This is a genomic window from Stenotrophomonas sp. YJH_SMC_94-11, from assembly GCF_059370435.1.
The window spans coordinates 615,945-638,995 of record NZ_JCAFTR010000001.1; the positions used below are offsets into that span (position 1 = coordinate 615,945).

Here is a 23,051-nt window from a genome sequence, read left to right on the forward strand (position 1 = left end):
CTATCGAAACGGTTCACATCACGGCAGACTGCACACGCAGCAGCGTGCATTTGCAGTTCCTGATCCCCTGTCCAGGAGTGCTGTATGTCCCGTGCCGTCCCGTGCGCTTTCCGTCCGCGCCGCCTCACCGTTTCCGTGATGCAGGCCCTGGCTGTCCCGTCCGTCATGCTGCTGAGTGCCAGCGTCGCCTGGGCCGGCTGTAACAGCGCCGCCCCCGTCGCCGGCCAGACGGTCACCTGCGATGCCAATGCGCCGAACCCGCAGACTGTTCCCATCACCGCCAATGGCGCGGCCGGTATCACCGTCAATGTCGCCAGCACGGCACAACTGCAACAGAGCGGTGGTGGCAGTGCGATTTCGCTGGTCGGGGCCGGCGGGCACCTGCTGTCCAACCTCGGCACGATCAGTTCGGTGGGGGGTGTGGCGGTCCAGCTCGGTGGCGGCAGCCGTGTCGAGAGTTCGGGCAGCATCAGCACCGGCAACAACATCGCGCTGCAGTTCGTTGGCGCCGGCGACAGCGCGCTGGTCAACAGCGGAACGATCAGCGGGCGCACCGGCGTGCAGTTCGATGCCGGCAATGATCGCCTCGAGATGCAGGCCGGCAGCATCACCGGCGGTGTCCTGCAAGGGGATGGCAACGATGTGCTGGTGCTGGGCAACGGTACGATCGACAGCGTTGACCAGAGCAGTGGCGATGACCAGATGACCGTCACCGGTGGCACCGTCACCGGCGTGGTGGCGCAGGGCAGTGGCCGCGATGATTTCGTCATGAGTGGCGGCACGATCGGCGCGCTGCAGCAGGGCGACAACATCGATACCTTCCGCATGAGCGGTGGCCGCATCGTCGGTGCGTTCGAAGATGGCGACCAGGCCTGGATGACCGCAGGCCGCATCGGCCGCGTCAACATGAAGCTGGACAAGAACCTGTGGGACCAGTCCGGCGGCACCGTGGACGGCAACGTGGTGACTGGCTTCGACACCGACACCATCATCATCTCGGGCACCGCCTACATCGGCGGCAACATCAGCGTCAGCGGCGGCAACGACAGCGTGACCATCACCGACGGTACCGTGCGCGGGCAGGTACTGCTCAGTACCGGCGATGACACCTTCAACTGGAGCGGCGGTGGCATTGTCTACGGTGCGATCGACATGGGCCCAGACAACGACGTGGCCAACCTCAGCAACCTCAACCAGGGCAACCTGGGTGCGGTGCCGCTGTTCGACGGTGGCAGTGGCATCGACCAGCTCAACCTGAGCAACGTCAAGACCGCAGGCGTGGGCCGTTACCAGAACTGGGAGACGATCAGCCTGGCCAACAGCACCGAGCTGAGCTTCGATGGCGATCTGGTGCTGGGCGACAGCGTTACCGGCACCGGCACGCTGACGGTGGATGACACCAGTACCGTGTACGCAGGCAGTGGGGGACATGCCATCCGCCCGTTCAACAGCGCTGCACTGGTGGAGATGGTCAATGCCGGGCGTATCGACCTGACCGGTACCGGCGCGGGCGACGTGTTCACCGTGCGTGGCAACTACCGTGGTGACGGCGGGGGCCTGTACCTGCGTACCGTGCTGGGCGCGGACAACTCCCCCAGCGATCGCGTGGTGATCGATGGCGGTACCGCCACCGGGACCACCGGCATCGGCGTACTCAATGCCGGCGGCAGCGGCGCGGCCACGCTGGCCGACGGCATCCTGGTGGTGCAGGCATTGAATGGTGGCCGCACCGCGTCGGGCGCGTTCTCGCTGTTTGCACCGGTCGCGGCCGGCGCCTACGAGTACTTCCTGTTCAAGGGCGGTGTCAGTGCCGGCACGAGCGAGAACTGGTACCTGCGTTCGACGCTGGTGACCGGCCCGACGCCGGCACCCAACGGTGGTGGCAGCGCCACCCCACCGCCGCTGACGCCGCCGGTGGCACCCCCGCCCCCCATTGCCCCGGCGCCGCCACCGCCGCCCGAAGGCGCCATCGATCCGGACCTGACCGCAGGCGAGACCGCACCACCGCCGCCGCCGCCGGAACCGGCGCCGGTGGCACCGCCCAGCGATCCGGCGGTGCCGGACGTGCCGGTGGCTGGCGGTGCGCTGCCCGGAACCGGTGCGCCGCCGACGCCGGGTGCACGCCCGGCCGAAGGTGCGGTGGTACCGCTGTACCGCGTGGAGACCGCCGCCTACGCGGTGGTGCCGCCGCTGCTGCGCGAGACCTCGCTGGCCAGCCTCGGTACCTTCCACGAGCGGCAGGGCGAACAGCGCCTGCTGTACAACCAGGGCGCATTCCGCACCGCCTGGGGCCGCCTGGTGGGGCAGAGCAGCGAGATCCACTGGAAGGGCGATGCGCAGCCCGGCTTCGATGGCGACGTGATGGGCCTGCAGGCCGGCCTCGACGTGTGGGCTGCGGCGTCTGATAGCCATCGCAACCAGATCGGCGTGTTCGTCGGCCGCACCCGCGCGCAGGGCAGGACCACCGGCCTGGCACTGGGCTGGGAAAACGTGCAGGTAGGCCAGAACCGTTTGGACGACAAGCACGCGGGCCTGTACTGGACGTTCACCGACAGCAGCGGTGCCTATATCGACGCCGTGGCGATGCAGAGCCGCTACGACGGCCGCGTACGTTCCTCGCGCGGGCTCGGCTTCGGCCTGAGCGGCGACGGCACCAGTGTGTCGGTGGAGGCTGGCAAGCCGCTGCTGCACTTCGGTCAGTCCGCATGGTGGCTGGAACCGCAGCTGCAGGTGATCTGGCAGCGCACCTCGCTGGACGACCGCCGCGATGAAGTGTCGAGCGTGCGCTTCGACAACGACAACGCCTGGACCGGCCGCATCGGCCTGCGCCTGGCCGGTGATTACCAGCTGGCCGACAACGGCTGGCAGCCGTACTTCAAGCTCAACTACTTGCACGGCCGTTCCGGCGAGGATCGCATCCGCTTCGACGACGACGTGATCATCAATTCGCATCGCTCGCGTGCATTGGAAGCCGGCGTGGGTGTGGTCGGGCGCTTCAACCGCACCATCAGTGCGTACGCCGTGGCCGACTATACGCGCGAGCTGGGTGGCGACCGCAACGAGAAGCGCCGCATCATCGAAGGCAACATCGGCTTGCGTGCGGACTGGTAGCGCGCGGTGTGGATGTCATGGCCCGCCCTGGTGGGTGTCGACCTTGGTCGGCACGAATCCCACCGACGCCATGAGCACAGCGCAGCCGAGCGTAGGCTCGGCTCTACGACAACGGCGCGCCCGCATCCGGCTCCACCAACGCTCCGGCATGATCGGCCAGCACCACCACCGCATGCAGCAGCCCTTCCTCCACCTGCGGTGGACACTGCGCCTGCGCACCATCCATCTCGCGCGCCGACTGCGCCGCCAGCAACACGCCCCCACACGCAGACACTGCCGCCAGGCAGCGCGTTGCCTCGGCCAGTTCCCGGCTGCGCGCCTCGCTGAGTTGCCGCTCGCGCCACGCCTGGCCGTCGGCCCCGTGGCTGTTTGCGATGCCGCGCAACCGGGCGAAGAACGCCGACGGCGGCGCCTGTTCGTCGGCTTCGGTGAGCGCATCTTCCAGCGCTTCGGCTGCCGTAGTGGACAGCTGCAGGTCGGGCAATGCAGCACCGAGCAGTGCCTGCAGGCGTGGATAGGTGGGGTAGGGCGTGTTCACGGCAGCAACCTCACAAGGCAAGGCCACCTGCGGGATGCAAGGTGGCGGGCGGTGCGGGTTGGCGTGCCGGTGAAGCTCTTCACGAGGAATGACGCCGGCGGATCGGGGATCCCCACGCACCGCCCGCCGCAGAACGACGGACGGTGCATTGTTCGGGCCGGCAACGACGTTGCAAGCCCGCTCGTGAAAAGCTTCATTCAGGACGCCAATCCCGGTCAGCGCAGGAAGCGCCGACGGGGGCCACCTTGGCGCGTTGTGCGCCGCGATGACATGGGCAAAGTTGCAATGTGGTGACTGCACGCAAGCCGCTTTGCTGCAACCAGCGACCGGGCCGGATACGACAGTTCGCGCGTGGCGCAAGCGATCATGCCCCGGTTATGCTGCGGTCCTGACTCAACGACAAGGAAGCGTCGCATGCAGGTTCGCAAGGGAGTGCGTCGCATCGGCGCGCTGATGTTCGTGTTGCTGGCGACCGGCGCCATGGCCGATACGCCAAGCACGGTCGAGGTGCCCTCGCCGGAGGCCCTGGCCGAGATCCTCAGCCTGCTTGAACGCCAGGCGCTGTATCGCGATCGGGTGGACTGGCCCGCCATCCGCATCCGCCTGCAATCGGCGCAGGGCGACCCCGCGCAACGGCTGGCCGTTCTGCGCGAAGCCATTGCGCTCAGCACCGGCCACCATGGTGCATGGACCACGACCCAGCGCCAGCGTGAATCCCTTGCGCGCGCGCAGCAGGCCGGTGCCGCCGCCGTGGACCGGGCCAAGGCCGTCGATGCGGTGGATGCGCGCATCGGCTGGGTGGTCATCGAGGGCTATGCCCCTATGCCCGGCGCGACGCCGCAGGAGAAATTCCGCCAGGACATCCAGCGCGCCGCGCGGTGGCAGCAGGTAATCCGTAGCAAGGACGACGGCATGCGCTGTGGCTGGATCGTCGACCTGCGTGACAACAGCGGTGGCAACATGTGGCCGATGCTGCTGGGCATGGCACCGTTGCTGCGCACCTCGGTGGTGAACAACGAAGATGTGGGAGCGTTCGAAGCCGCACAGGGGCCGGAGCGCTGGACGTTGACCGCGACCGCTGTACAGCGTGCAGGCAAGTCGGTGCTGGACTTCGGCCAGTCCGGCTATGTGCTGCGGCAGCCCGGCGCGCCGGTGGCGGTGCTGTTCGGGCCGCGCACCGGCAGTTCGGGCGAGGCCTCGGTGCTGGCGTGGCGTGGTCGTCCGCAGACGAGGAGTTTCGGTCAGCCTACTGCGGGTGTCTCCACTGGCAATGTCGTGCACACGCTTGCCGATGGCAGTCGCCTGCTGCTGACCACCAGCGTGATGCGGGACCGCAATGATCGTGGCGATGGCTTGAAGATCGAGCCCGACCAGCGCGTCGAGGGTGACGCCGCCACCGTGGCCGCCGCCCAGGCCTGGCTGCTGGCCCAGCCCGCCTGCCAGGGCACCCGGTCATGATCCTGATCGGCCAGCAGGAACGGGTGCTGATCGTCGGCCCCACCGAGGCGCACCACTGCCTGCGCTGCCAGACGGAAACCGAGTTCGCCCCGCAGCTGCGCTACAGGATGGCGCGCATCGACCTGCTGTTCGGCTTCACCTACCAGCGCCGCTACGAGCTGGCCTGCACCCGCTGCGAGCACGGCTGGGTGCTCGATACCGAGACCATGGACCAGCAGCTGGGCGGGGTGCCGATCCCGTGGCGGCACCGCTTCGGCCTGCCGTTGATGCTGGTGGTGGTGGCGGGGCTGGCGGTGGCCGGATGGATGTGGCGGCACCTGTATGCCTCCTAGAAAGAGGGCGGGCCGACATGGCCTTAGCAGGTCGTTCCAGCGGGCGCTAGCCTCGGGTGGGGCCAAGCAATCCACGCTGGCCTAGCCCATGCGGATCGCTGTTCGGGTCTGCTCTTGGGTTTGCTCTTGTTGAGCGACCTGCTGTGCCTGCCAAATCTGCTCGGCCTTGGCGAGCGACTGTTCTACGGGTGTATTGACGGCCTCGCTGACCGCGATCGACGCCCGCAGGTGTGCCGGATTGTCGAGCGCTCCCTGCACGACGAACATGCGAGGGCCTGAACCATCGCTGGGAGGATTGCCCAAGACAACATGATCGACGCGTTCCAGGCCGCTGCGCCTGGCCGTTGCAAGCGGGCTGGCCGTCATCCGCTCGCTGGTTTCATCGAAGCTGCGCCCGTGCTTGGCATCCACGGCAGATACACCGTCGCGAATCTGCCGGTAGAGCGCATGGTCGGGGTGGCCTTCCGTTCGGGGATCCAGGCCTGCCTTGTCCAAGGTTGATTCGATTCTTTCCTGCAATGGGCTCTTGGGAGCGAAGCCTGGGTTGCTTAGAGAGGGCGAGCCCTTTTCGGTTGTCTCATGGACCAGACGCTCCCCAGGCTTCAATGCACTTTCTGCGCGCTGCACGGCTTCGGCTTCGCGACGGGCGTACGCTCCGGCTTCCTCAGTGCCGCGAAGGTAATTGACCCCGTCGCGCAGGAGTCCAGGGCCACCGCCGACAAGTACGGTCGCCCCCAGCCGCAACTGGTGGATGTCTTTGCGATACTCCGCTATCCGGCGTAGGTCCTCGGCATCAGTGATCCGCGCCTCGGGGTCGTCCAGTACGGACTGCACTGGGCCCTTGTCGGTCATACGGTCAATGAAGTGAACCATTCGATGGGAATCACCCAACTGGACCGCAACCGCAGCGGACATGACATGGCCGCTTTTCATCCCAAGCGATACGAGCGAGGCGATGCGCTGGCCCTGCTCGGCATCGCGCAAGACTCCCAGTTCCTTGGGGAGTGCGTACATCTCAACCTTGCCGTAATGAGGGCCGGCCGCACTAACCAGGTCGCCCGCCATCACATGGTTGGTGAAGGGCGCCGCATTGGCCGGCTGGCCTTCAGGCAGGCGATACGCCAACCCTGCAGCGCCGTAGGGATTGAAGGCGTCGCCAGGAAGATTGTAGTGGTGGGCACTGATCTGCGCGAGTGCGCCGCCTAGGGAATGTCCAGTGACGTACACCGGACCGTATCCGTTTTCCTCAGCTTGCTTGATTGCCTGCTTGGTCAGTACGAGGGCATCATCAATCTGTGCGTTAACTCTGGCGCTGACCATCGCTGCGTCGACGCCGCCATCAAGTATGGCCTGGCGATCAAACTCGGTGCCTCGATGGGCGATGATGATCTCGTTGGTCTTGATGTTCCGGTACACAACCCCTTGATAGCCGCTGGCTGCGTCACGTCGCCCTAGAACTTCGAAGTCTTCGCCCTCAACGCGCAGCGATTCCTTATCGCCTGGAGCTGGATGTGACGGTGGAGAGTAGGCTGCATTGGCCAGGGCTGCATTGGTTAGAGGTCTCATGGGACGATTCCTTTCGAAGGAGACGATATCTCTATGGCAAAGTACTTCTGCTTCTCGATATCAGACAATCTGTCGTAGCTATACTGGGACTGCGTTCGCACCCACCCCGGGGTCGAACTCTTTGTTTGCAGGGTCATCTGACTGTCTGCGTACGAAATCGACGTGAGTAGTTTCTTCAGTTCGAGATGGTGGACGGCAACTGATATGAAGCCTTCGCGTCCCTCGGAAATGACTGGGAATGAAGCTCGAATGATGCTGGGTTTCCATTCGCATGGCCCGCGCCCGTAATAGTCAGCGGCTGCCATGCCGTCCTCGAACACGGTGCTGCTGAACTCGGTTGCACTGACGCGTTGTACTGGGAACTCTACTGACTGCCGTTGGGGGGCGTACTGCACACCCTCGTAGTTGTTGATCGGTGGGAGGCAGAGCGGATCTATCTCGTAGGAGACGAAAACCTTCGGGAGGGTAAGCTCCACAGGCGCATCGTGGACCCGGATCACAATCGGTAGCGCATCCTTGGGTGCAGGATTCTCGCGATAGACCGGGTATGAGCGTTCCTTGTTGCACCCAGAAACGGCCAGTGTGATCAAGGCGATCAACGCCACGTGAGTGAGGGGGGGGGAGGGTTTCAGCATGAGCGGTCCATGTCGCTTATTGAGGTAGGCGCCTCTTCAGCGTTACTACGGGGCACGGTTCTCTGCGCGTGACGATACCGGCAGGATTGCCCTGATCCTTGATCGGCTGGACAGGAGGGATGGCCGAGGAAGACGACGCGATGTCCCGCGTTAAGGGGCACATGCGACAGGTTGCGCCGCTCGTGCTGCCAGCTTCCTTGGCCTCCATCTATGCATGCCTGTGGCGCGAGGCCTTGCGAGGTAGCGTTCATCGGCGTTCCATTGCTCTACGTCACACGACTATACGACCCGCTCCAGCCGTGCTCAAAGCTCTTGGTCATGCCAGTCTCAACGTCCTTCCAGGATTGAGTGGTGCGGCGCCGGCACGCAGCCACAAGCGAATCGGACACATTGACGGTTTCATCAAACTGTTGGAGCAGGTCTCAACAGTTACCTCGTCGAACGGTTCAGGGGCGAGCAGCGTTCGCAGAATCAGCGGCCGGCCGAATCCTGCCCGCCATGCTTTCCCCCCAAGGCCATCAAGATTTCCGCGGCCCCGATTCCCTTTGGCTGGATCCAGACCGGTGAACGCTGGGCGCTTTGGTACAACGGTCGCCGACGCCCCGCGTGTCCCTGCCAATGCGCTGTCGTGCCTCACCCTAGGCCTGTTAAAGTCTGCCCTGCAACCACGTACCGGAACCGACCATGGACCACGACACCCCGTTCGAACCCCTCAACGACCTCGAGGTGCGCCTGCTGCAGGCCCAGGACGGCACGCTGACCGCAGCGCAGTTCCTCGACGGCCTGCTGACCTCGACGGCGTTCGTGCTGCTGGACAAGGCCATCGGCGAAGATGGCGCCTGGGACGAGAGCATCTCGCCGTTGGTGCTGACCAGCGAGAGCGGCGAGCCGATGTTCGCGGTGTTCACGGCTCCCGAGCGCGCCGGCCTGTGGCACGAGCAGCTGCCGCAGTTCGCGCATGCCATGCCGATCGCGGTGCACGCGCTGCTGGCCGGTATCGGCGACGGCGTCGGCCTGGTGCTGAACCCGGGCCTGGACGTGGGCATGGAGATGATTCCCGATGCCGTGGCCCAGCTGAAGCAGCGGGCGGCGGCGATCACCCGCGGCATGGCGCATTGAAGCCAGCGATTTAGGGGTGCCGGCCAGCGGAGCGGCCGGCACTACCAGGTGCTTCAGCGGGCAGCGGCAATCGCCTTCACCCGCGCCTTGGCCAGCGCTTCGCCGATGGCCGGGCCCTTCAGATGGGTGGTATCCAGATCCCTGGCCTGCACTGACAGCGCTGCCCGGTGCAGGCGCTTGAGCGTTTCGCCCTGCGGGTAGTCGGCATCCTCGAAACCGAGCCGGCCGCGCTTGTCGGCCTCGCAGCACAACGCGATGCGGGCCACGCGTTCCGGCCGGCGCAGCGCATCACAGCGGCCCAGCAGTTCCAGCACGGTGGCATCGCGTAGTTCGTCGATGCGGTGCACGTTCAAGTGCTCGCGGCAGACCGCTTCGGCCAGCTGCTGGTGCTCGGCGGGAATCTTCAACCGCGCACACAGTGCCTTCAGCGGCTTGATGCCGCGCTGCTCGTGCATGATGTGGCGCGGCCATTCCTCCGGCGGGGTCAGGCCCTTGCCGAGATCGTGGGTGAGCGCAGCGAAGCCGACCAGGTCATCACCCGGCGCCAGTTTCGCGGCCATGTCGCTGACCATTTCCTGGTGGATGCCGGTATCGACCTCGGGGTGGAACTCGGCACGTTGCGGCACGCCGTACAGCGCTTCCAGCTCGGGCAGGATCGGGCCCAGGGCATGCGCATCGTGCAGCGTGCGCAGGAAGGCGGAGGGCCGCTCACTGACCAGCGCCTTGCGCAGTTCCTGCCAGACGCGCTCCGGCACCAGCGCGTCCAGCTCGCCACTGGCGGCGACCTCGCGCATCAGCGCCATGGTCTCTTCGGCGACGGTAAAGCCCAGCGGTGCGAAGCGCGCCATGAAACGGGCCGCGCGCAGCACGCGCAATGGATCTTCGACGAACGCAGGACCGACATGGCGCAGCACGCGTTGCTCGATATCGCGCACACCGCCGTAGGGATCGACCAGCGTGCCGGTGTCTTCGTCGCAGGCAATCGCGTTGATGGTGAAGTCGCGGCGCTGCAGGTCTTCTTCCAGCGTTACGGCCGGATCAGCATCCACCACGAAGCCGCGATAGCCGCGGCCGGATTTGCGCTCGGTGCGCGCCAGTGCGTATTCCTCACCCGTGTTCGGGTGCAGGAACACCGGGAAGTCACGGCCAACCGCAGTGTAGCCCTGCGCTTCCATCTGCGCGGGCGTGGCGCCAACCACCACCCAGTCATGGTCGCCGGCAAGGCGCTGCAGCAGGCGGTCGCGCACGGCGCCGCCGACAAGATAGATCTTCATGGGGGAATGATCGCACGGCCGGCGCAGATGTTCCGGTAGTGCCGGCCGCTGGCCGGCAGCTTCGGAATGGCTGCGGTTGCCGGCCAGCGGCCGGCACTACCAATACAGAGGCATCACGGCAGGCCGCGCCACCCCCCGATCGAGGCCAGCCGCCGGCACGACCGCTGTGCGATCAATCGCCGCCCTGCTCGGCGTTGGCGGCGCAGCTGAAGTTCTTGCGCTTGTCGACCAGGCGGCCCATCAGGCGGTCGCTCAGTGGCAGGGCATCACCATTGAGGCGCCAGTCGTAGATCACGCTGAAGGCCAGAACGCGGGCAACGTACTCGCGGGTTTCCTTGTAGCTGATGGTCTCGATCCACAGGTCCGGATCGAAGCCCGGGCGCTGGCCCTGCCAGCGTGCGGTCGGGGTCGGGCCGGCGTTGTAGGCGGCGATGGTCACGTACGGCAGACCGTCGTACTTGTTCATCAGCTGGCGCAGGTAGGCGGTGCCGATGGCAATGTTGGTGTCCGGGTCGTACAGGCTGTCGGCGCCGCCGTAGCCGGTCAGGCCGATCGACTTGGCCACGCTGGCACCGGTGGCCGGCAGCACCTGCATCAGGCCCATGGCATTGGCAGGCGAGCGCGCACGCGGAGTGAAGGTACTCTCGGCGCGGATCTCCGCGGCCACCCAGGCCGGGTCGATCGCGTTGCGTGCCGATTCGCGGCGGATGGTGGCGTCGTGATGCAGCGGGAAGCGCAGGTCGTACAGGCGCTGTTCCTGCGGCTGCTTGCCGAGCGCGAACACGGCGCGGTCGAACCAGCCATTGTCCTGCGCCACGCGCACGGCGAGGCGGCGCTGGGTGTCATCGAAGCGCGACAGCGCGCTGTTCCATTCGGCCACGGCCCAGCCAGCGCGGTCGATCTGGTACAGCGCCATCGCGCGCTGGATGGCCGGGTCGCGCGCGATCACCGCCTGTGCCTGTGCGCTGTCGTTCGGCTTCCACGGGCACAGGGTGTAGCCCTGCTGCAGCTTGTCGGCGGCGAGGAAGCCGTGGAAGGTCGGCGCGCGCGCGGCCTCGCGGAACAGCGGCTGCGCCTGCTGGGCCTGGCCGGTCTTCTCCAGCATGCGGCCTTCGAAGTAGCGCCAGCGCGGGTCGCTGCGCTGCTTGCTGCCCATCTTGCGAATGGCGGTCAGCGCCGCCGGCCAGTCGCCGCGCGACATCGCTTCGCGCACGCGCCACTCGTGCAGGCGTTCGTCATAGGCCGACTCCGGCACCGCGTTGAGGCGACGTGCCGAATCGGGCAGATAGGAGGCCACTGTCCACAGCGCGATCTGGTACAGCACCTGGCCCTGCTGGTCGGCACTCAGGCCGAGCGTCTGGGCGTACTGCGGCAGCTGCTGCTCGGTGGCGCCGGGGTCGGCCTTGGCCAGCTTGGCCAGGCCATCGGTGGCGATGCGCCGGCTGCGCTCGTTGCGCGGCCAGTTCAACGCGCTGGCGTTGGGCTTGTCGACAAAGGCGGCGTAATTGTTCGCCAGCGCCAGGTCGGCGGCAGGCAGGCCGCGTGCAGCGCTGCGCATCACCGCCGGTTGCTGGGCATCGGCGGCGGCATCGATGCGTTCCCAGCGCAGGGCGTCGCTCAGGCCACCCTGTGCCTGCAGCACGGCAAAAACGGCATCACAGCCGTCCGGCAGCGACTTGCCGTTCTTGCGCCACAGATCCTGCGCTTCACTGATCCACTGCGGATCGACCTTGCCCGTCACCTGGCGCGCGGTCAGCTGCGCACAGCGCAGGCCGGTGTTGTCGGTGGGCGCCCAGTTGGCCAGCAGGGTCGGCCAGTCCTGGCGGCGTGCGAGCGAGGGCAGCCACACGCTGCGGAAGGTGCTGGCCACGGCCTGGCCGTCGTAGCGCTTGAGGAAGGCCTGGGCCTGCGCGGTATCGACGGTGTCGATGTTGCGCCGCAGGTTGGCGTACTCCAGCCAGCCATAGGCCGGATGGCGGCTGAGCGCAGCGGCCTGGCCAGGATCGTACTGGCCGCGTTCGGCGGCTGCGATCGCGGCTTTCAGCTGCGCGCTCTGGGCGTCGAGGGACTGGGCATTGGCGCAACCGATCAGCAGCGTGGTGGCCAAGGGCAGCAGGGACAGGGCGGTCGAAGTGCGTCGGGTCATGGCGGGCAGCATAGCGGGCAATGGCTGAATTCAGTTTCGCATTGCGTGCACGGTGGCTGCACTGATGCAAATGGCCCGCTTTGGCGGTGGGTCAGGCCGGATGCTCGGGCCGGTCCAGCGCGGAATTCAGTGAGAGTCGTCGCATAAAGCCCACTTTGAAGGCGTTTCGCGCAGTTGACGCTTTTGCCAGTTGAAGCGGCCGTACAACGGGTGCCTGCTGCAGTCAAACGGAAGCAGCCGCTCCGCCCCTGCAGAGGACCATCGCATGTCAGATCAGCCCAAGCCGTTCAGTCCTGTCTCGGTTGCCGTCATCCAGTTCGACCCACAGTGCGGGCCGGAGAACGTCCCCGCCAACATCGAACGGGCGCGCCTGCTTGCCACGCAGGCATTGGAACGTGGGGCCCGCCTGATCGTGCTGCCCGAGCTATGCTGCACTGGCTATTCGTTCAGCAGTCGGGCGGAGGCGTTCGCGATGGCTGAGTCGGTGCCGGAGGGGCCGACCTCGCGGTTCTGGGAAGCCTTCGCGTGCGAGGCGGGCATTCACCTGGCCGTGGGTATTGCTGAATACGATGGCAGCCGTCTGTACAACACCGCTGTGCTGTTCGGGCCCGGCGGCTATATCGGACGCTATCGCAAGACCCATCTATGGTGCCGTGAGAAGCTCTACTTCTGTGCCGGCGACCTCGGCTATCCGGTGTTCGAGACGAGCGTTGGCCGGATCGGTCTGATGATCTGCTGGGATGTCTGGTTCCCGGAGGTGCCACGCCTGCTTGCGTTGCAAGGGGCCGACATCATCCTCAGCCTCAACTGCTGGGTGTGGACGCCGCCGCCATTGTTCGATGAAAGCGGGCGCTGCATGGCCAGCTACCTGACGATGACGGCCGCACACGTCAACAACGTGTTCATCGCAGCGGCCAACCGCGTCGGTACAGATCGCGGGGAACGCTTCCTGGGGTGCTCGTTGATTGTCGGTACCAACGGATGGCCGCTGGCCCCGATCGCAGCGCCTGAAGGTGAGGCGATGGTGATGGCCGAGGTGGACCTGTCCACGGCACGCAGTGCGCCGATCTGGAATTCCCTGAACGATCTCTGCCGCGACAGGCGTACCGATCTCTTCGATCCTATGCTGGGTTATCGCCAGCATCCCATGCTGCCGCGCTGAGGCTCCCGCATGGCGAGCCCCCCCTTACCGACCCAGTCACCAGCCGCCCGCAGCCACTGGCGCTGGGCACTGTTCTCAGCGACGTTTGCACTGGCGATCATCGTGACGGTGGTTGCCGGTTGGCGCACGATGTCCCCCGGCCAGCTCTGGCCAGACCACAGCCAGTTGATGGGCAGCCTCGCAACATGGGCGGGCCGCTGGCGATGGTGGGTTGGCGATGCAAGTGAGGTGACCTTCTACAAGCACGAGTTTGCCTCGCTCGGTCTGATTGGCGGTGCTGCACTGGCCCATTGGGCGCACCGGCGAGGAAAGCGATGGCAGGGATTTCCAGTCTGCTATGGCACTGGCCGCTGGCCCTGGGTCGCGGCAGCTTCGATCGGCGGACTGGTGCTTGCCAACATGGTATTTGCCAGCGCGCTGCAGGACGGGCGCTGGCAACCCACGTTTGTTGCTGCGGTATCGCTGCCGGCGGCGATGGTGCTGCTGTTCGGTGGCGGCTGGAAGATTACGGGAATCGCCGCTGCATCTGGCGCATTGCTGGTCACGCCGCTGGCGTTGTTGCTGGTGAATCAGGTCTGCGCACCGCTGGGCCTGCCCGCCGTCATCGGCAACGTCCTTGCAATGACACTGGCAAGCGCGGCCGCCTTTGTCGCCGCGAGGCTGCTGGGCTGGAATCCGGTTCCCGCTGCGCCTGGGTCAGCGCCGGCTGCGCCCGTCACGCGGCATGGCTGGCAATGGGGTATGCGCAGGGTACTGGCGGACTTCAGTGAAGCGCCCTTCCTGGGCAACGAACTCGCCAGTGCCGGGCTGATCGGCGGCGTACTGCTTGCCGCCCTTCTGCAGCCGGCCGGACCCTTCTATGGCACCGGTTGGCTGATGGCATTGCTGTGCGGCCAGGCGCTCGCCTCCGCGGTGGGGGTCTGGGTATGGCGGGAGCGCTGGATCCAGGGGGGCTGGTATCCCACGTACATCCCGATTGTCTCCGTGGTTCCTGCCTGCATTCTTGCCTATGGCGGGAGCGCGGCGGTGGTGGTGCTGTCCGCGCTGCTGGGGGCACTGCTGACGCCACCGCTGGCCGCGGCATGTTCTGCTCGCTTGCCTGCACACGTGCATCCGTATATCGGCAATCTCCTCTCGATGGCGGCAGGCGTTCTGCTGATCGTCCCTGCAGTGGGCTGGATACTGAAGGGGGCGATATGAGACGGCTGGCATTGGGCTCACTCGGCGGCACCCTCAGCATGCGTGTTGATGCGGCGGACGTGGGCATCGTTCCCAAGGTTTCTGCGCAGATGCTGGCGGAGGTAGTCCCCGGTCTGGGCAGGTTGGCAATGGTGCAGACGCATACGCTTGGTCTGTCACCCAGTGCGTCGCTGTCGTGGGTCGACGTTCTCGCTGCGCGCGACTGGGCCGGCGCGATGGTGGACGACGGCGCTGATGGCGTGGTCATCACCCAGGGCACCGACACGCTCGAGGAGTCAGCGTATCTGTTGGATCTGTTGTGGCCGCACCCGCAGCCGATGGTGTTGACTGGTGCCATGCGTGGGGCTGATGCAGCCGGTGCTGATGGGCCCGGAAACGTGCTGGCTGCGGCGATTGCGGCACTGGATCCGCACACGCGCATGCGCGGGGTGGTCGTCGCCATGCAGGACCGACTGTACGCGGCGGACCAGGTGCGCAAGGTGCATAGTCTGGATCTGGATGCCTTCCAATCGCCAGGTAAAGGCTGTATCGGACGGGTGCAGGAAGGGCAATGCAGCTATGAAGGATCGCCTCCGGAACGACTGCCTGCACTGGTGCCAACACGGGTTCATCAACGGATAGCCATGCTCGAGGCGGTGTTGGGCGAAGGTCCTGAGGTGCTGCATTCGGTGCTGGAGAGCGGATGCGAGGGGCTGGTTGTGGCGGCCATGGGCGCGGGTCATGTCCCGTCCAGTTGGGTTGAACCCTTGGCGCGTGCCGCAGTGCATCGTCCCGTCATCATCGCCTCGCGCACCGGCGCCGGCGCGACGGCACGCCGCACCTATGGCTTTGCTGGCAGCGAAATCCACCTGCAGCGGCGGGGGCTGCTGATGGCGGGATCACTGTGCCCACGTAAGTGTCGCCTGTTGTTGTGGGCGCTGATCGGCTCGGATGCACTCGGTTCTCTGCAGCAACGTCTGCAGGCCTACGGCGGTGGCAACGGCAGCTGAATGCTCCACGCGCAGACACTGCCGCCAGCCTGCATCGGCGACGTACTGTCGGCCTTGGGCGAACGGCCCGGCTGCAGGGAGCGGCACATGGCGTTCAGTAGCGCAGGAAGAAGCGGCCCGCTGGCGGACATCAACGTCACGCCACTGGTGGATGTGATGCTGGTGCTCTTGATCATCTTCATCGTGACCGCGCCGATCGTGGCCCGGCCGATTGCCATTCAGTTGCCACAGGCCACCGATCGCGTGGTCGATCGCCCCGAACCGCCCCCGCCGATCGAGCTGCGCCTGGATGCCTCGAACCAGCTGAGCTGGGATGGCCAGCCGATGGCCATCGGCGATCTGCAGGCGCGCCTGCAGGCACAGGCCGGTGAACATGCCGGCAACCTGCCGGAGCTGCGCATCGCCACCGATCCGTCGGCCGAGTACGAAGGCATGGCGCGGATCCTGGCCGCCGCCGAGGCCACCGGCATGGAGCGCATCGCCTTCGTGCGGTGAGTTTCGTGCGGTGAGTCCGGCAACGGGCGGCCTGCCATCGGCAGGCCGCTCCTACTGCGAGGGAACGTGGCATGCGATACGGGACACAGCGCGCCACCTCCTCGATGGCCACTCCCAATCTGGCACCGCTGGTGCAGGCGCAGCAGATGCCGCAGCAGCATCGCTCCCCGGTGCATCTGGCGACCGCCGACGACACCGACGATGAAGATATGGCGCGCGTGCTGCTGGCTGTCAGCCAGCATGGGCTGCGCGTCGACGAGCCCGGTCACTAGCGCTGGCATCGACAAGGCCCCTTGATGAGCTGTGGCGGATCTCGGCGCGCGCTGTCGCCACCGGCATCACAGCGAAGGGCGTTGAACAGTACCGTCCGGTTCTAAACGGCCCCCATTTGACGCAAATGGCCGTCAATTGCGTCAATTCCGCGTGAAAGAGTGTCGATCGTCACGCCGTGATTTTTACCACTTGTTTACAAAGGAGACGGCGCCGCCATGCAGGGGAGCGCGGCAGTCCATGTCCCGACATTCCTTTGGAGAGAGAGCGAATGAATCACCTGCACCACCGCCCGTTGGCGGTTGCCGTCACGCTGTGCGTGATGGCCCTGGCCCCGTTGGGTGCCGCTGCACAATCCACCACCAACCTGGACGCGGTGGAAGTGACCGGTACCCGCATCAAGCGCGCTGAAGTCGAGGGCCAGGTCCCGATCCAGACCCTGACCCGTGGCGACATCGAACGCACCGGCCTGACCTCGATCGGCGAAGTGCTGCAGCAGCTCACCGGTTCCGGCTCTGCGCTCAACGCCAAGTTCAACTCGTCCGGCAACTTCGGTTTCCCGCCCGATGGTAGTGGCGTGGGTGCCGGCTCGGCGCAGGTCGATCTGCGCCACCTCGGTGCCAAGCGCGTGCTGGTGCTGGTTGACGGCATCCGCTGGGTCAACGAGTCGTCCGCATCGGGCGTCGGTGCGGCCACCGATCTCAACACCATTCCGCTGGCCATCGTCGAACGCATCGAGGTGCTGGAAGACGGCGCGTCGTCGCTGTACGGCTCCGATGCCATCGCCGGCGTGGTCAACATCATCACCCGCCGCGACTTCGATGGCGGGCAGGTGACCCTGAACTATGGTGAGTACAGCAAGGGCGACGGCACCCAGAAGGGCGTGGACCTGGCGTGGGGCAAGAGCGGTGATCGCTTCAGCCTGTTCCTGGGCGCCAGCTGGACCAAGCAGGACCCGGTATTCGCCAAGGATCGCGAGCAGTCGCGCTTCCCGATTCCGGGCACCGGCCTGGCCTTCGGCAGCGGCGGCATTCCACAGGGCCGCTTCGCCTTCGTCGACCCCAACACCGGTGCAGAGCAGGACATCGTGCCCAACAGCGGCGTGCCCAACCCGCGCTATGACGGCAGCGCCGGCTGCAACCGCAGCGATGACTACCACTGCTTCACCAGCGCCGACCGCTTCAACTTCGCCGAGTACAACATGGTGCTCACGCCGTCCGAGCGCAAGGGCCTGTTCGGCCAGTTCCGCTTTGACATCACCGACAACGTGCAGTGGTACATCAAGGCGCTGGGCAACCGCCGCGAGTCGACCAACCAGGCCGGCCCCGAGCCGCTGTTCTTCGGCCCCGATGGCGCCACCGGCAATCCGTTGGCCGACAACATCGTGGTCTCGCGCCTGAATCCGTACAACCCGTTCGGCTTCGATCTCGTCTCCGGCGACAACATGAGCCTGATCGGCCGCCGCCCGGTGGAAGGCGGTGCGCGCGTGTTCAAGCAGGAGGTCAACACGACCTATGTGGCCACCGGCCTGGTCGGCAACTTCCAGGCCGCCGACCGCAGCTGGTACTGGGACGTCAACGGCATGTACAGCAAGAACAAGGCCGAACAGACCAACTACGGCAGCTACAACATCTACAACGTCAACATGGCCCTGGGTGACCCGGCGGTGTGCGCGGCAACGCCGGGCTGCGTGCCGTTGAACATCTTCGGTGGCGTCGGTTCGATCACCCCGGACATGCTGAACTGGATCCAGCCGGTGGTGCGCGACCGCAGCCAGAACGAGCTGAGCCTGTTCACCGCCAACCTGTCCAGCGACCTGTTTACCCTGCCGGCGGGTCCGGTATCGTTCGCCAGCGGTTACGAGTACCGCAAGTACAAGGGCTGGTACCAGCCGGATCCGCTGACCGTGATCGGCCACTACAACGGCGTACCGTCGCAGCCGACCTCCGGTTCCTACGACGTCAACGAGGCCTACCTGGAGCTGAGCGTTCCGATCTTCGCCGACTCGCCGCTGGGCAAGAAGCTGGACCTGAGCCTGGCCGGCCGCTATTCGGACTACTCCACCTTCGGTGGCGAGTTCACGCCCAAGTACGGCCTGCGCTGGCAGGTGACCGATGACTTCGTGCTGCGTACCACGTACGCCGAGGGTTTCCGCGCACCGTCCATCGGCGAACTGTACGGCTCGGCCGCACGTGCCGACCTGCAGCTGTTCGATCCATGCTCGGTGGGCCTGGGCGGTACGCCACCACGTGGCAGTGCCGCCAATTGTGCCGCGCTGGGCGTGCCGGCCGGCTTCCAGCAGGCCAACTCGCAGATCTCGGTGACCACCGGCGGCAATCGTGATCTGGAACCGGAGCGTTCGCGCAGCTTCAGCACTGGCTTCGTGTGGAGCCCGTGGTTCGGCAACAACGCGTCGTGGTCGGAGCGCTTCGATGTGGAGGTCACCTTCTACCGCCACGCCATCGATGGTGCGATCCAGGCCATCAACGCGCAGACCCAGCTGGACCTGTGCGTGGACACGCTCGACCCGGTGTACTGCGATGGCATCACCCGCGCCAGCACGGGTGCGGTGAGCAGCTTCAACAACCGCCTGACCAATCTGGGCTCGATCAAGACCGACGGCTGGGACGTGGACCTGTTCTGGACGTTGCCGCAGACCTCTTTCGGCCAGTTCAAGCTGGCCTGGAAGAACACGTTCGTCGGTCGTTACGAAGCTACCGGCGCGGCCGGGCAGAAGCAGCCGCAGAAGCCGGGCGTGGAAGTGGCCGACAGCTCCATTCCGGAGTGGACCAGCAACGCCAGCATCGCCTGGACGATGGACCGCTGGAGTGCGAACTGGACAGTGCGGCACATCTCCGAGCTGACCGAGAACTGCGGCGATGCCGTGGCATTCCCGGTGTGCAGCAACCAGGCCGACGGCACCAACACGCTCTCGGCCACCACCTTCCACGACATGCAGGTGGGCTACAAGATCGACTGGATGAAGGGGCTGCAGCTGACCGCGGGCCTGAACAATGTGTTCGACAAGGATCCGCCGATCTGTCTGTCGTGTTCGTTGAACGGCTACGACGCCTCGACCTACGACATCCCGCGTGGCCGTTACTGGTACCTGCGCGCGGACCTGCGGTTCTGATGTGAGGGTGGCAGCGCCGGTCAGTTCCGGCGCTGCCTTGCGGATGTAGCGCCGAGCCCGCGCTCGGCTGATTCTCTGAGCCGAGCATGGGATCGGCGCTACAGGTGCGGGGTGGTCGTACCCCGCGTCTGATCAGAATGCCCAGGTGAACGTCAGCGAGCCATTGCGGCCATCGCCGTAGGCACCGTAACCGGTGATCTGCGAGTAGTACTTCTTGTCCAGCAGGTTGTTGAGGTTGGCCTGCACGCTGAACTCCGGCGAGATGCGGTAGCGCACGAAGGCACTGACCAGTGCGTAACCTTCCTGCTCGATGCGGCCGTAGGCCGGTACCGGGTAGTAGATGCGGTTCTGCCAGTTGGCACCGCCACCGACGGTCAGCGCCTGCAGCGACTGCGGGGTGTAGCTGGTGAACAGCTTCAGTGCGGTCTGCGGCAGGTTGGTGTTGATGTCGGCGCCGTTGATGTCCTTGGCCACGTAGCGCGATGCGCCGAAGGTGGCATTCCAGCCCGGTGCCAGCTCGCCGTTCACCTCGAATTCGAAGCCGCGGCTGACCGTGCCACGCGCGGCGCGATAGGCGAACTCGTTCTGGCTGCCCTGCACGGGTTCGCCGGTGGCCTGGCCGACGTTGTCCTGTTCGATGCGGAACACCGCCAGCGAGGCATTCAGGCGGTTGTCGAACCATGCCCCCTTGACGCCCACTTCGTAGCTCTTGCCATCGACCGGATCGAGGTAGCTGCCGTTGCGGTCCTTCAGCGTCTGCGGCTGGAAGATTTCGGTGTAGCTGGCGTAGGTCGAGTACGTGCCGTTGATGTCGAACACCAGCCCGGCGTACGGCGTGGTGACCTTGTGCGCGCGGTCGGCGCCTTCGCCCTCGCTCTTCCAGTCGGTGTAGCGGGCGCCGATGATCAGCTTCAGCGGATCGGCCAGCGACAGGCGCGCGGCCGCGTAGGCGGCCTTCTGGGTGATGGTGCCCTCGCTGGCCAGTGCCAGCGGGTTCCAGTTCGGCTCGCTGATGTTGCCGGTCCAGTTCAGATAGCTTGCGAACGGATCCCAGGTCTGGCCGGCACCGCCGACCTGGTAGTCGCCGTAGTTGGCGTACTCGCGCTTGTTGTAGCTCAGGCCTGCCATGAACTGGTGCTCGCGGCCGAACAGCTGGAACGGACCATCAACGTAGCCATCGACGCCGGTGACCTTGCGCTCGGTGTTGTAGAAGCCCGCGGATGGCGAGATGCCCGCGCCGGTGGTCTTGTCGAAGTTCGATGCGCCCGTGGTCCAGTCGTTGTAGGCCGGGTAGAACAGCTTGTCGTCAGCCTTGGTCTCATCGTGCGTGGCACCGACCTTGAACTTCCAGCCATTGCTGAAGGCGTGCTGCAGGGTGGCGAAGGCGCGTTTGCTGGTGGTGTCCCAGTAGGTCCACTTCGGGCTCGCGTTGAACGATTCGTCGTAGCCCGTGCGCGAGCCATCGGAGTACAGCATCGGGAAGCCACCCCAGGTCGCGCCATTGGCGCGCTTCTGCTGGTAGTCGTAGCCCACGCTCAGCTGGGTGTCCGGGGTCAGGTCGGCGTCGATGACGGCGTAGCCCAGCGTCTTGCGCTGGTTATAGCGGTCCATCTGGCCGTCGGTGTCCAGATAGCTGCCGATCACGCGGCCGCGCACGCTGCCGCTGGCGTTCAGTGCGCTGCCCACATCCACCGTGGTGCGGGTGCGGCCCCAGCTGCCGACGTTCACCGACACGCTGCCAGCCAGTTCGGCGCTGTCGGCGTGCTTGCGGACCAGGTTCACCGACGCGGACGGATTGCCGGCACCACTGAGCAGGCCGGTGGCACCACGCACCACTTCCACGCGGTCGTACAGCGCCAGATCCAGGCCGGAATCACCGTAGCTCCAGTTCTGCACCATCTGCGTCGGCAGGCCGTCGAACTGGTAGGCATCGATGTAGAACCCGCGCGCGTAGAACTCGGTGCGCTCGCTGTCGGACTGGGTGCTGGTCACGCCGGTGGTGTTGGCCAGCACGTCGATGATGTCGTCCAGGTTCTGATCTTCGATGCGCTGGTGGCTGATGATGCTGATCGACTGAGGGATCTCGCGCGGCGCCAGGTCGAAGCGGGTGCCGGCCGAGGTACGGAGCACCGAATAGCCTTCGGCGCGTTCGCCCTTGACCACCACCTTGTCGAGGGTGGTCGGATCGGCGGCGGTGTCGGCGAAGGCGGCCGGGGCCACGGCGCAGAGAACGGCGAGCACGGCAACGGACAGCCGTTGCGGCTGCGGGGTACGGAAGGCGGAACGGGTCATGGGGGTCCTGGACGAGCACGCGCGCTCGGCCGGCATCCAGAAGGCGAGGCGCTACGGGTAGGGGGAGGGCGGGCAGGCCGTCCTGGCGCCACCGGAAACGAAAGAAATCGTAATACGAACTATTCCTATTTACAAATAATGAACGAATCGACCCGATGATCCGGGTGTGGGCTGGGTCAGCGCAGCAGCGGGAGTGGATCGCGCGCGCCGTCGGTGCCGTAGATGCCCCAGTGCAGGTGCGGCGGCGTGCCCTTGGCATTGCCGCTGTCGCCGACGTGGCCAAGCAGGTCGCCGGCCTGGACCACCTGGCCGCGCGACAGACCCTCGGCCCAGCCCTCCAGATGCGCGTAGTAGTAGCGTTCGCGCCCGGGCCCGATCACCCACACCTGGCGGCCACCGAGGCCGCGGTCGCTGATGTCCACGACGACGCCGGCGGTGGCACTGCGCACCGGGGTACCGCGCTTGGCGAAGATGTCGATGCCGGCGTGGGAGCGGTCACGGCCGCGTGGGGCGCCGAAGGTATCGGCGATCTGGCGGGGCCGCACACCTTCCACCGGCACCGGAAGCTCGGTGGCCGGAGGCATCCGCGAGAGTGTCCACAGCAGTTTCGGTGCAGCGGCCCATGGGCTGTTCCACAGTGCCATGGCGGCAACGATCGCGATGACCAGCCACAGGCCGCGCAGCAGCCAGCGGCGCAGGCGACGGGCGGGGGAGGGCGATGTGTTCATGGTCTCCGACTGTAGCGCCGAGCCATGCTCGGCGGCTGTTGCTTTGCGGTCAAAGCGCAGTCGAGCATGGCTCCGCGCTACAGAACCGGGTCCAGTGGCACTTCGAAACTGCGCTTCAACGTTCCCAGTGCAACCGAGGTGCGGAAGCGCTCGATGTTGTCATCGCCACCGAACAGCCGCTCGGTGATCGCCTCGTACTCTTCCATCGACGCGGCCGACACCAGCAGCAGGAAATCGCCGTCGCCGGTGATCGAATAGCACTGCTGCACCGCCGGGTCGTCCTGCACGCGGTGCTTGAACGGCGCCACGCGTTCGCGCTGCTCGCTGACCACGCGCACCTCGACGATGATGGTCAGCGGTCGCCCGACCTCGGCTGCGGCGACTACCGCCACGTTGGCCGCGATCACACCGCTGTCCTGCAGGCGTTTGATGCGGCGCTGCACGGCTGGGGTGGACAGGTGCACGGCCTCGGCGATCTCGCGCTGCGGCAGGGTGTTGTCCCGCTGCAGCAGGCCGAGGATGGCGCGGTCGAAGCTGTCGAGCACGGGGGCGGTAGCCATGGTGAGCAGAAGTTGCACGAACGGGCTGTCAATTGAGCCAAGT

Annotated in this window: 18 protein-coding genes; 10 read left to right on the top strand and 8 right to left on the bottom strand. The window is 66.1% G+C overall.

Annotated elements, in window-relative coordinates; genetic code table 11:
* Positions 1-84 precede the first annotated feature (84 nt).
* Positions 85-3,111 (top strand): autotransporter family protein, encoded by a 3,027-nt coding sequence (locus AC5P74_RS02805; RefSeq protein WP_346607931.1) that lies wholly within the window; start codon positions 85-87, stop codon positions 3,109-3,111.
* Between the two features lie 103 nt (positions 3,112-3,214).
* On the opposite strand, the gene AC5P74_RS02810 is transcribed toward AC5P74_RS02805, so the two are convergent.
* On the bottom strand, positions 3,215-3,649 hold the full coding sequence (locus AC5P74_RS02810; RefSeq protein ID WP_053498200.1) for a hypothetical protein: 435 nt from the start codon (positions 3,647-3,649) through the stop codon (positions 3,215-3,217).
* 414 nt (positions 3,650-4,063) lie between these two features.
* Between AC5P74_RS02810 and AC5P74_RS02815 the strand changes: the two genes are divergently transcribed.
* Both AC5P74_RS02815 and AC5P74_RS02820 read left to right on the top strand, forming a co-directional pair.
* Positions 4,064-5,107, top strand: coding sequence for a S41 family peptidase (locus tag AC5P74_RS02815; RefSeq protein WP_069139187.1), 1,044 nt, complete (start codon positions 4,064-4,066; stop codon positions 5,105-5,107).
* Positions 5,104-5,439: a hypothetical protein gene (locus AC5P74_RS02820; RefSeq protein ID WP_053498196.1), complete on the top strand. Its 336-nt coding sequence runs from the start codon at positions 5,104-5,106 to the stop codon at positions 5,437-5,439. Before AC5P74_RS02815 ends, AC5P74_RS02820 begins: the two co-directional genes overlap by 4 nt.
* Before the next feature lie 81 nt (positions 5,440-5,520).
* On the opposite strand, the gene AC5P74_RS02825 is transcribed toward AC5P74_RS02820, so the two are convergent.
* A complete protein-coding gene (locus AC5P74_RS02825; RefSeq protein ID WP_206620390.1) occupies positions 5,521-7,005 on the bottom strand; it encodes an XVIPCD domain-containing protein in 1,485 nt (494 codons plus the stop codon).
* Positions 7,002-7,640 carry a hypothetical protein gene (locus AC5P74_RS02830; protein WP_495204786.1) on the bottom strand — a complete coding sequence of 213 codons (639 nt, stop codon included), beginning with the start codon at positions 7,638-7,640 and terminating at the stop codon, positions 7,002-7,004. Before AC5P74_RS02830 ends, AC5P74_RS02825 begins: the two co-directional genes overlap by 4 nt.
* 684 nt (positions 7,641-8,324) lie before the next feature.
* On the opposite strand from AC5P74_RS02830, the gene AC5P74_RS02835 reads away from it, so the two are divergent.
* Positions 8,325-8,759: an SseB family protein gene (locus AC5P74_RS02835; RefSeq protein ID WP_005419309.1), complete on the top strand. Its 435-nt coding sequence runs from the start codon at positions 8,325-8,327 to the stop codon at positions 8,757-8,759.
* Positions 8,760-8,812: 53 nt separating this feature from the next.
* Here AC5P74_RS02835 and AC5P74_RS02840 read toward each other — a convergent pair whose 3' ends face one another.
* Entirely contained in the window at positions 8,813-10,033 is a 1,221-nt protein-coding gene (locus tag AC5P74_RS02840; protein WP_329843304.1) for a multifunctional CCA addition/repair protein, read from the bottom strand.
* 172 nt (positions 10,034-10,205) lie between these two features.
* Positions 10,206-12,191, bottom strand: a complete 1,986-nt coding sequence (locus tag AC5P74_RS02845) for a transglycosylase SLT domain-containing protein (protein WP_329843326.1) — start codon at positions 12,189-12,191, stop codon at positions 10,206-10,208.
* Positions 12,192-12,444: 253 nt separating this feature from the next.
* Here AC5P74_RS02845 and AC5P74_RS02850 point away from each other — a divergent pair, with 253 nt between their 5' ends.
* The 6 genes from AC5P74_RS02850 to AC5P74_RS02875 all read left to right on the top strand — a co-directional run bounded on the left by AC5P74_RS02850 (position 12,445) and on the right by AC5P74_RS02875 (position 19,428).
* Complete coding sequence (locus AC5P74_RS02850; RefSeq protein WP_053500299.1) at positions 12,445-13,341, top strand: nitrilase family protein; 897 nt, start codon at positions 12,445-12,447, stop codon at positions 13,339-13,341.
* Positions 13,342-13,350: 9 nt separating this feature from the next.
* A complete protein-coding gene (locus AC5P74_RS02855; protein WP_329843305.1) occupies positions 13,351-14,541 on the top strand; it encodes a hypothetical protein in 1,191 nt (396 codons plus the stop codon).
* On the top strand, positions 14,538-15,530 hold the full coding sequence (locus AC5P74_RS02860) for an asparaginase (protein ID WP_053500298.1): 993 nt from the start codon (positions 14,538-14,540) through the stop codon (positions 15,528-15,530). The genes AC5P74_RS02855 and AC5P74_RS02860 overlap by 4 nt, the downstream gene beginning before the upstream one ends.
* An 87-nt stretch (positions 15,531-15,617) precedes the next feature.
* Positions 15,618-16,025 carry an ExbD/TolR family protein gene (locus AC5P74_RS02865; protein ID WP_053500303.1) on the top strand — a complete coding sequence of 136 codons (408 nt, stop codon included), beginning with the start codon at positions 15,618-15,620 and terminating at the stop codon, positions 16,023-16,025.
* Between the two features lie 71 nt (positions 16,026-16,096).
* Entirely contained in the window at positions 16,097-16,297 is a 201-nt protein-coding gene (locus tag AC5P74_RS02870; protein WP_495204787.1) for a hypothetical protein, read from the top strand.
* Between the two features lie 320 nt (positions 16,298-16,617).
* The gene (locus tag AC5P74_RS02875) at positions 16,618-19,428 is read left to right on the top strand and encodes a TonB-dependent receptor (RefSeq protein WP_495204806.1); all 2,811 of its coding nucleotides are present in this window, start codon (positions 16,618-16,620) and stop codon (positions 19,426-19,428) included.
* A gap of 132 nt (positions 19,429-19,560) precedes the next feature.
* Here the strand turns inward: AC5P74_RS02875 and fhuE are convergent, their stop codons facing one another.
* The 3 genes from fhuE to AC5P74_RS02890 all read right to left on the bottom strand — a co-directional run bounded on the left by fhuE (position 19,561) and on the right by AC5P74_RS02890 (position 23,008).
* Complete coding sequence (gene fhuE / locus AC5P74_RS02880) at positions 19,561-21,720, bottom strand: ferric-rhodotorulic acid/ferric-coprogen receptor FhuE (protein ID WP_495204788.1); 2,160 nt, start codon at positions 21,718-21,720, stop codon at positions 19,561-19,563.
* Between the two features lie 176 nt (positions 21,721-21,896).
* Positions 21,897-22,448: a M23 family metallopeptidase gene (locus tag AC5P74_RS02885; protein WP_495204789.1), complete on the bottom strand. Its 552-nt coding sequence runs from the start codon at positions 22,446-22,448 to the stop codon at positions 21,897-21,899.
* A gap of 77 nt (positions 22,449-22,525) precedes the next feature.
* Positions 22,526-23,008, bottom strand: a complete 483-nt coding sequence (locus AC5P74_RS02890) for an Lrp/AsnC family transcriptional regulator (RefSeq protein ID WP_053500290.1) — start codon at positions 23,006-23,008, stop codon at positions 22,526-22,528.
* Positions 23,009-23,051 lie beyond the last annotated feature (43 nt).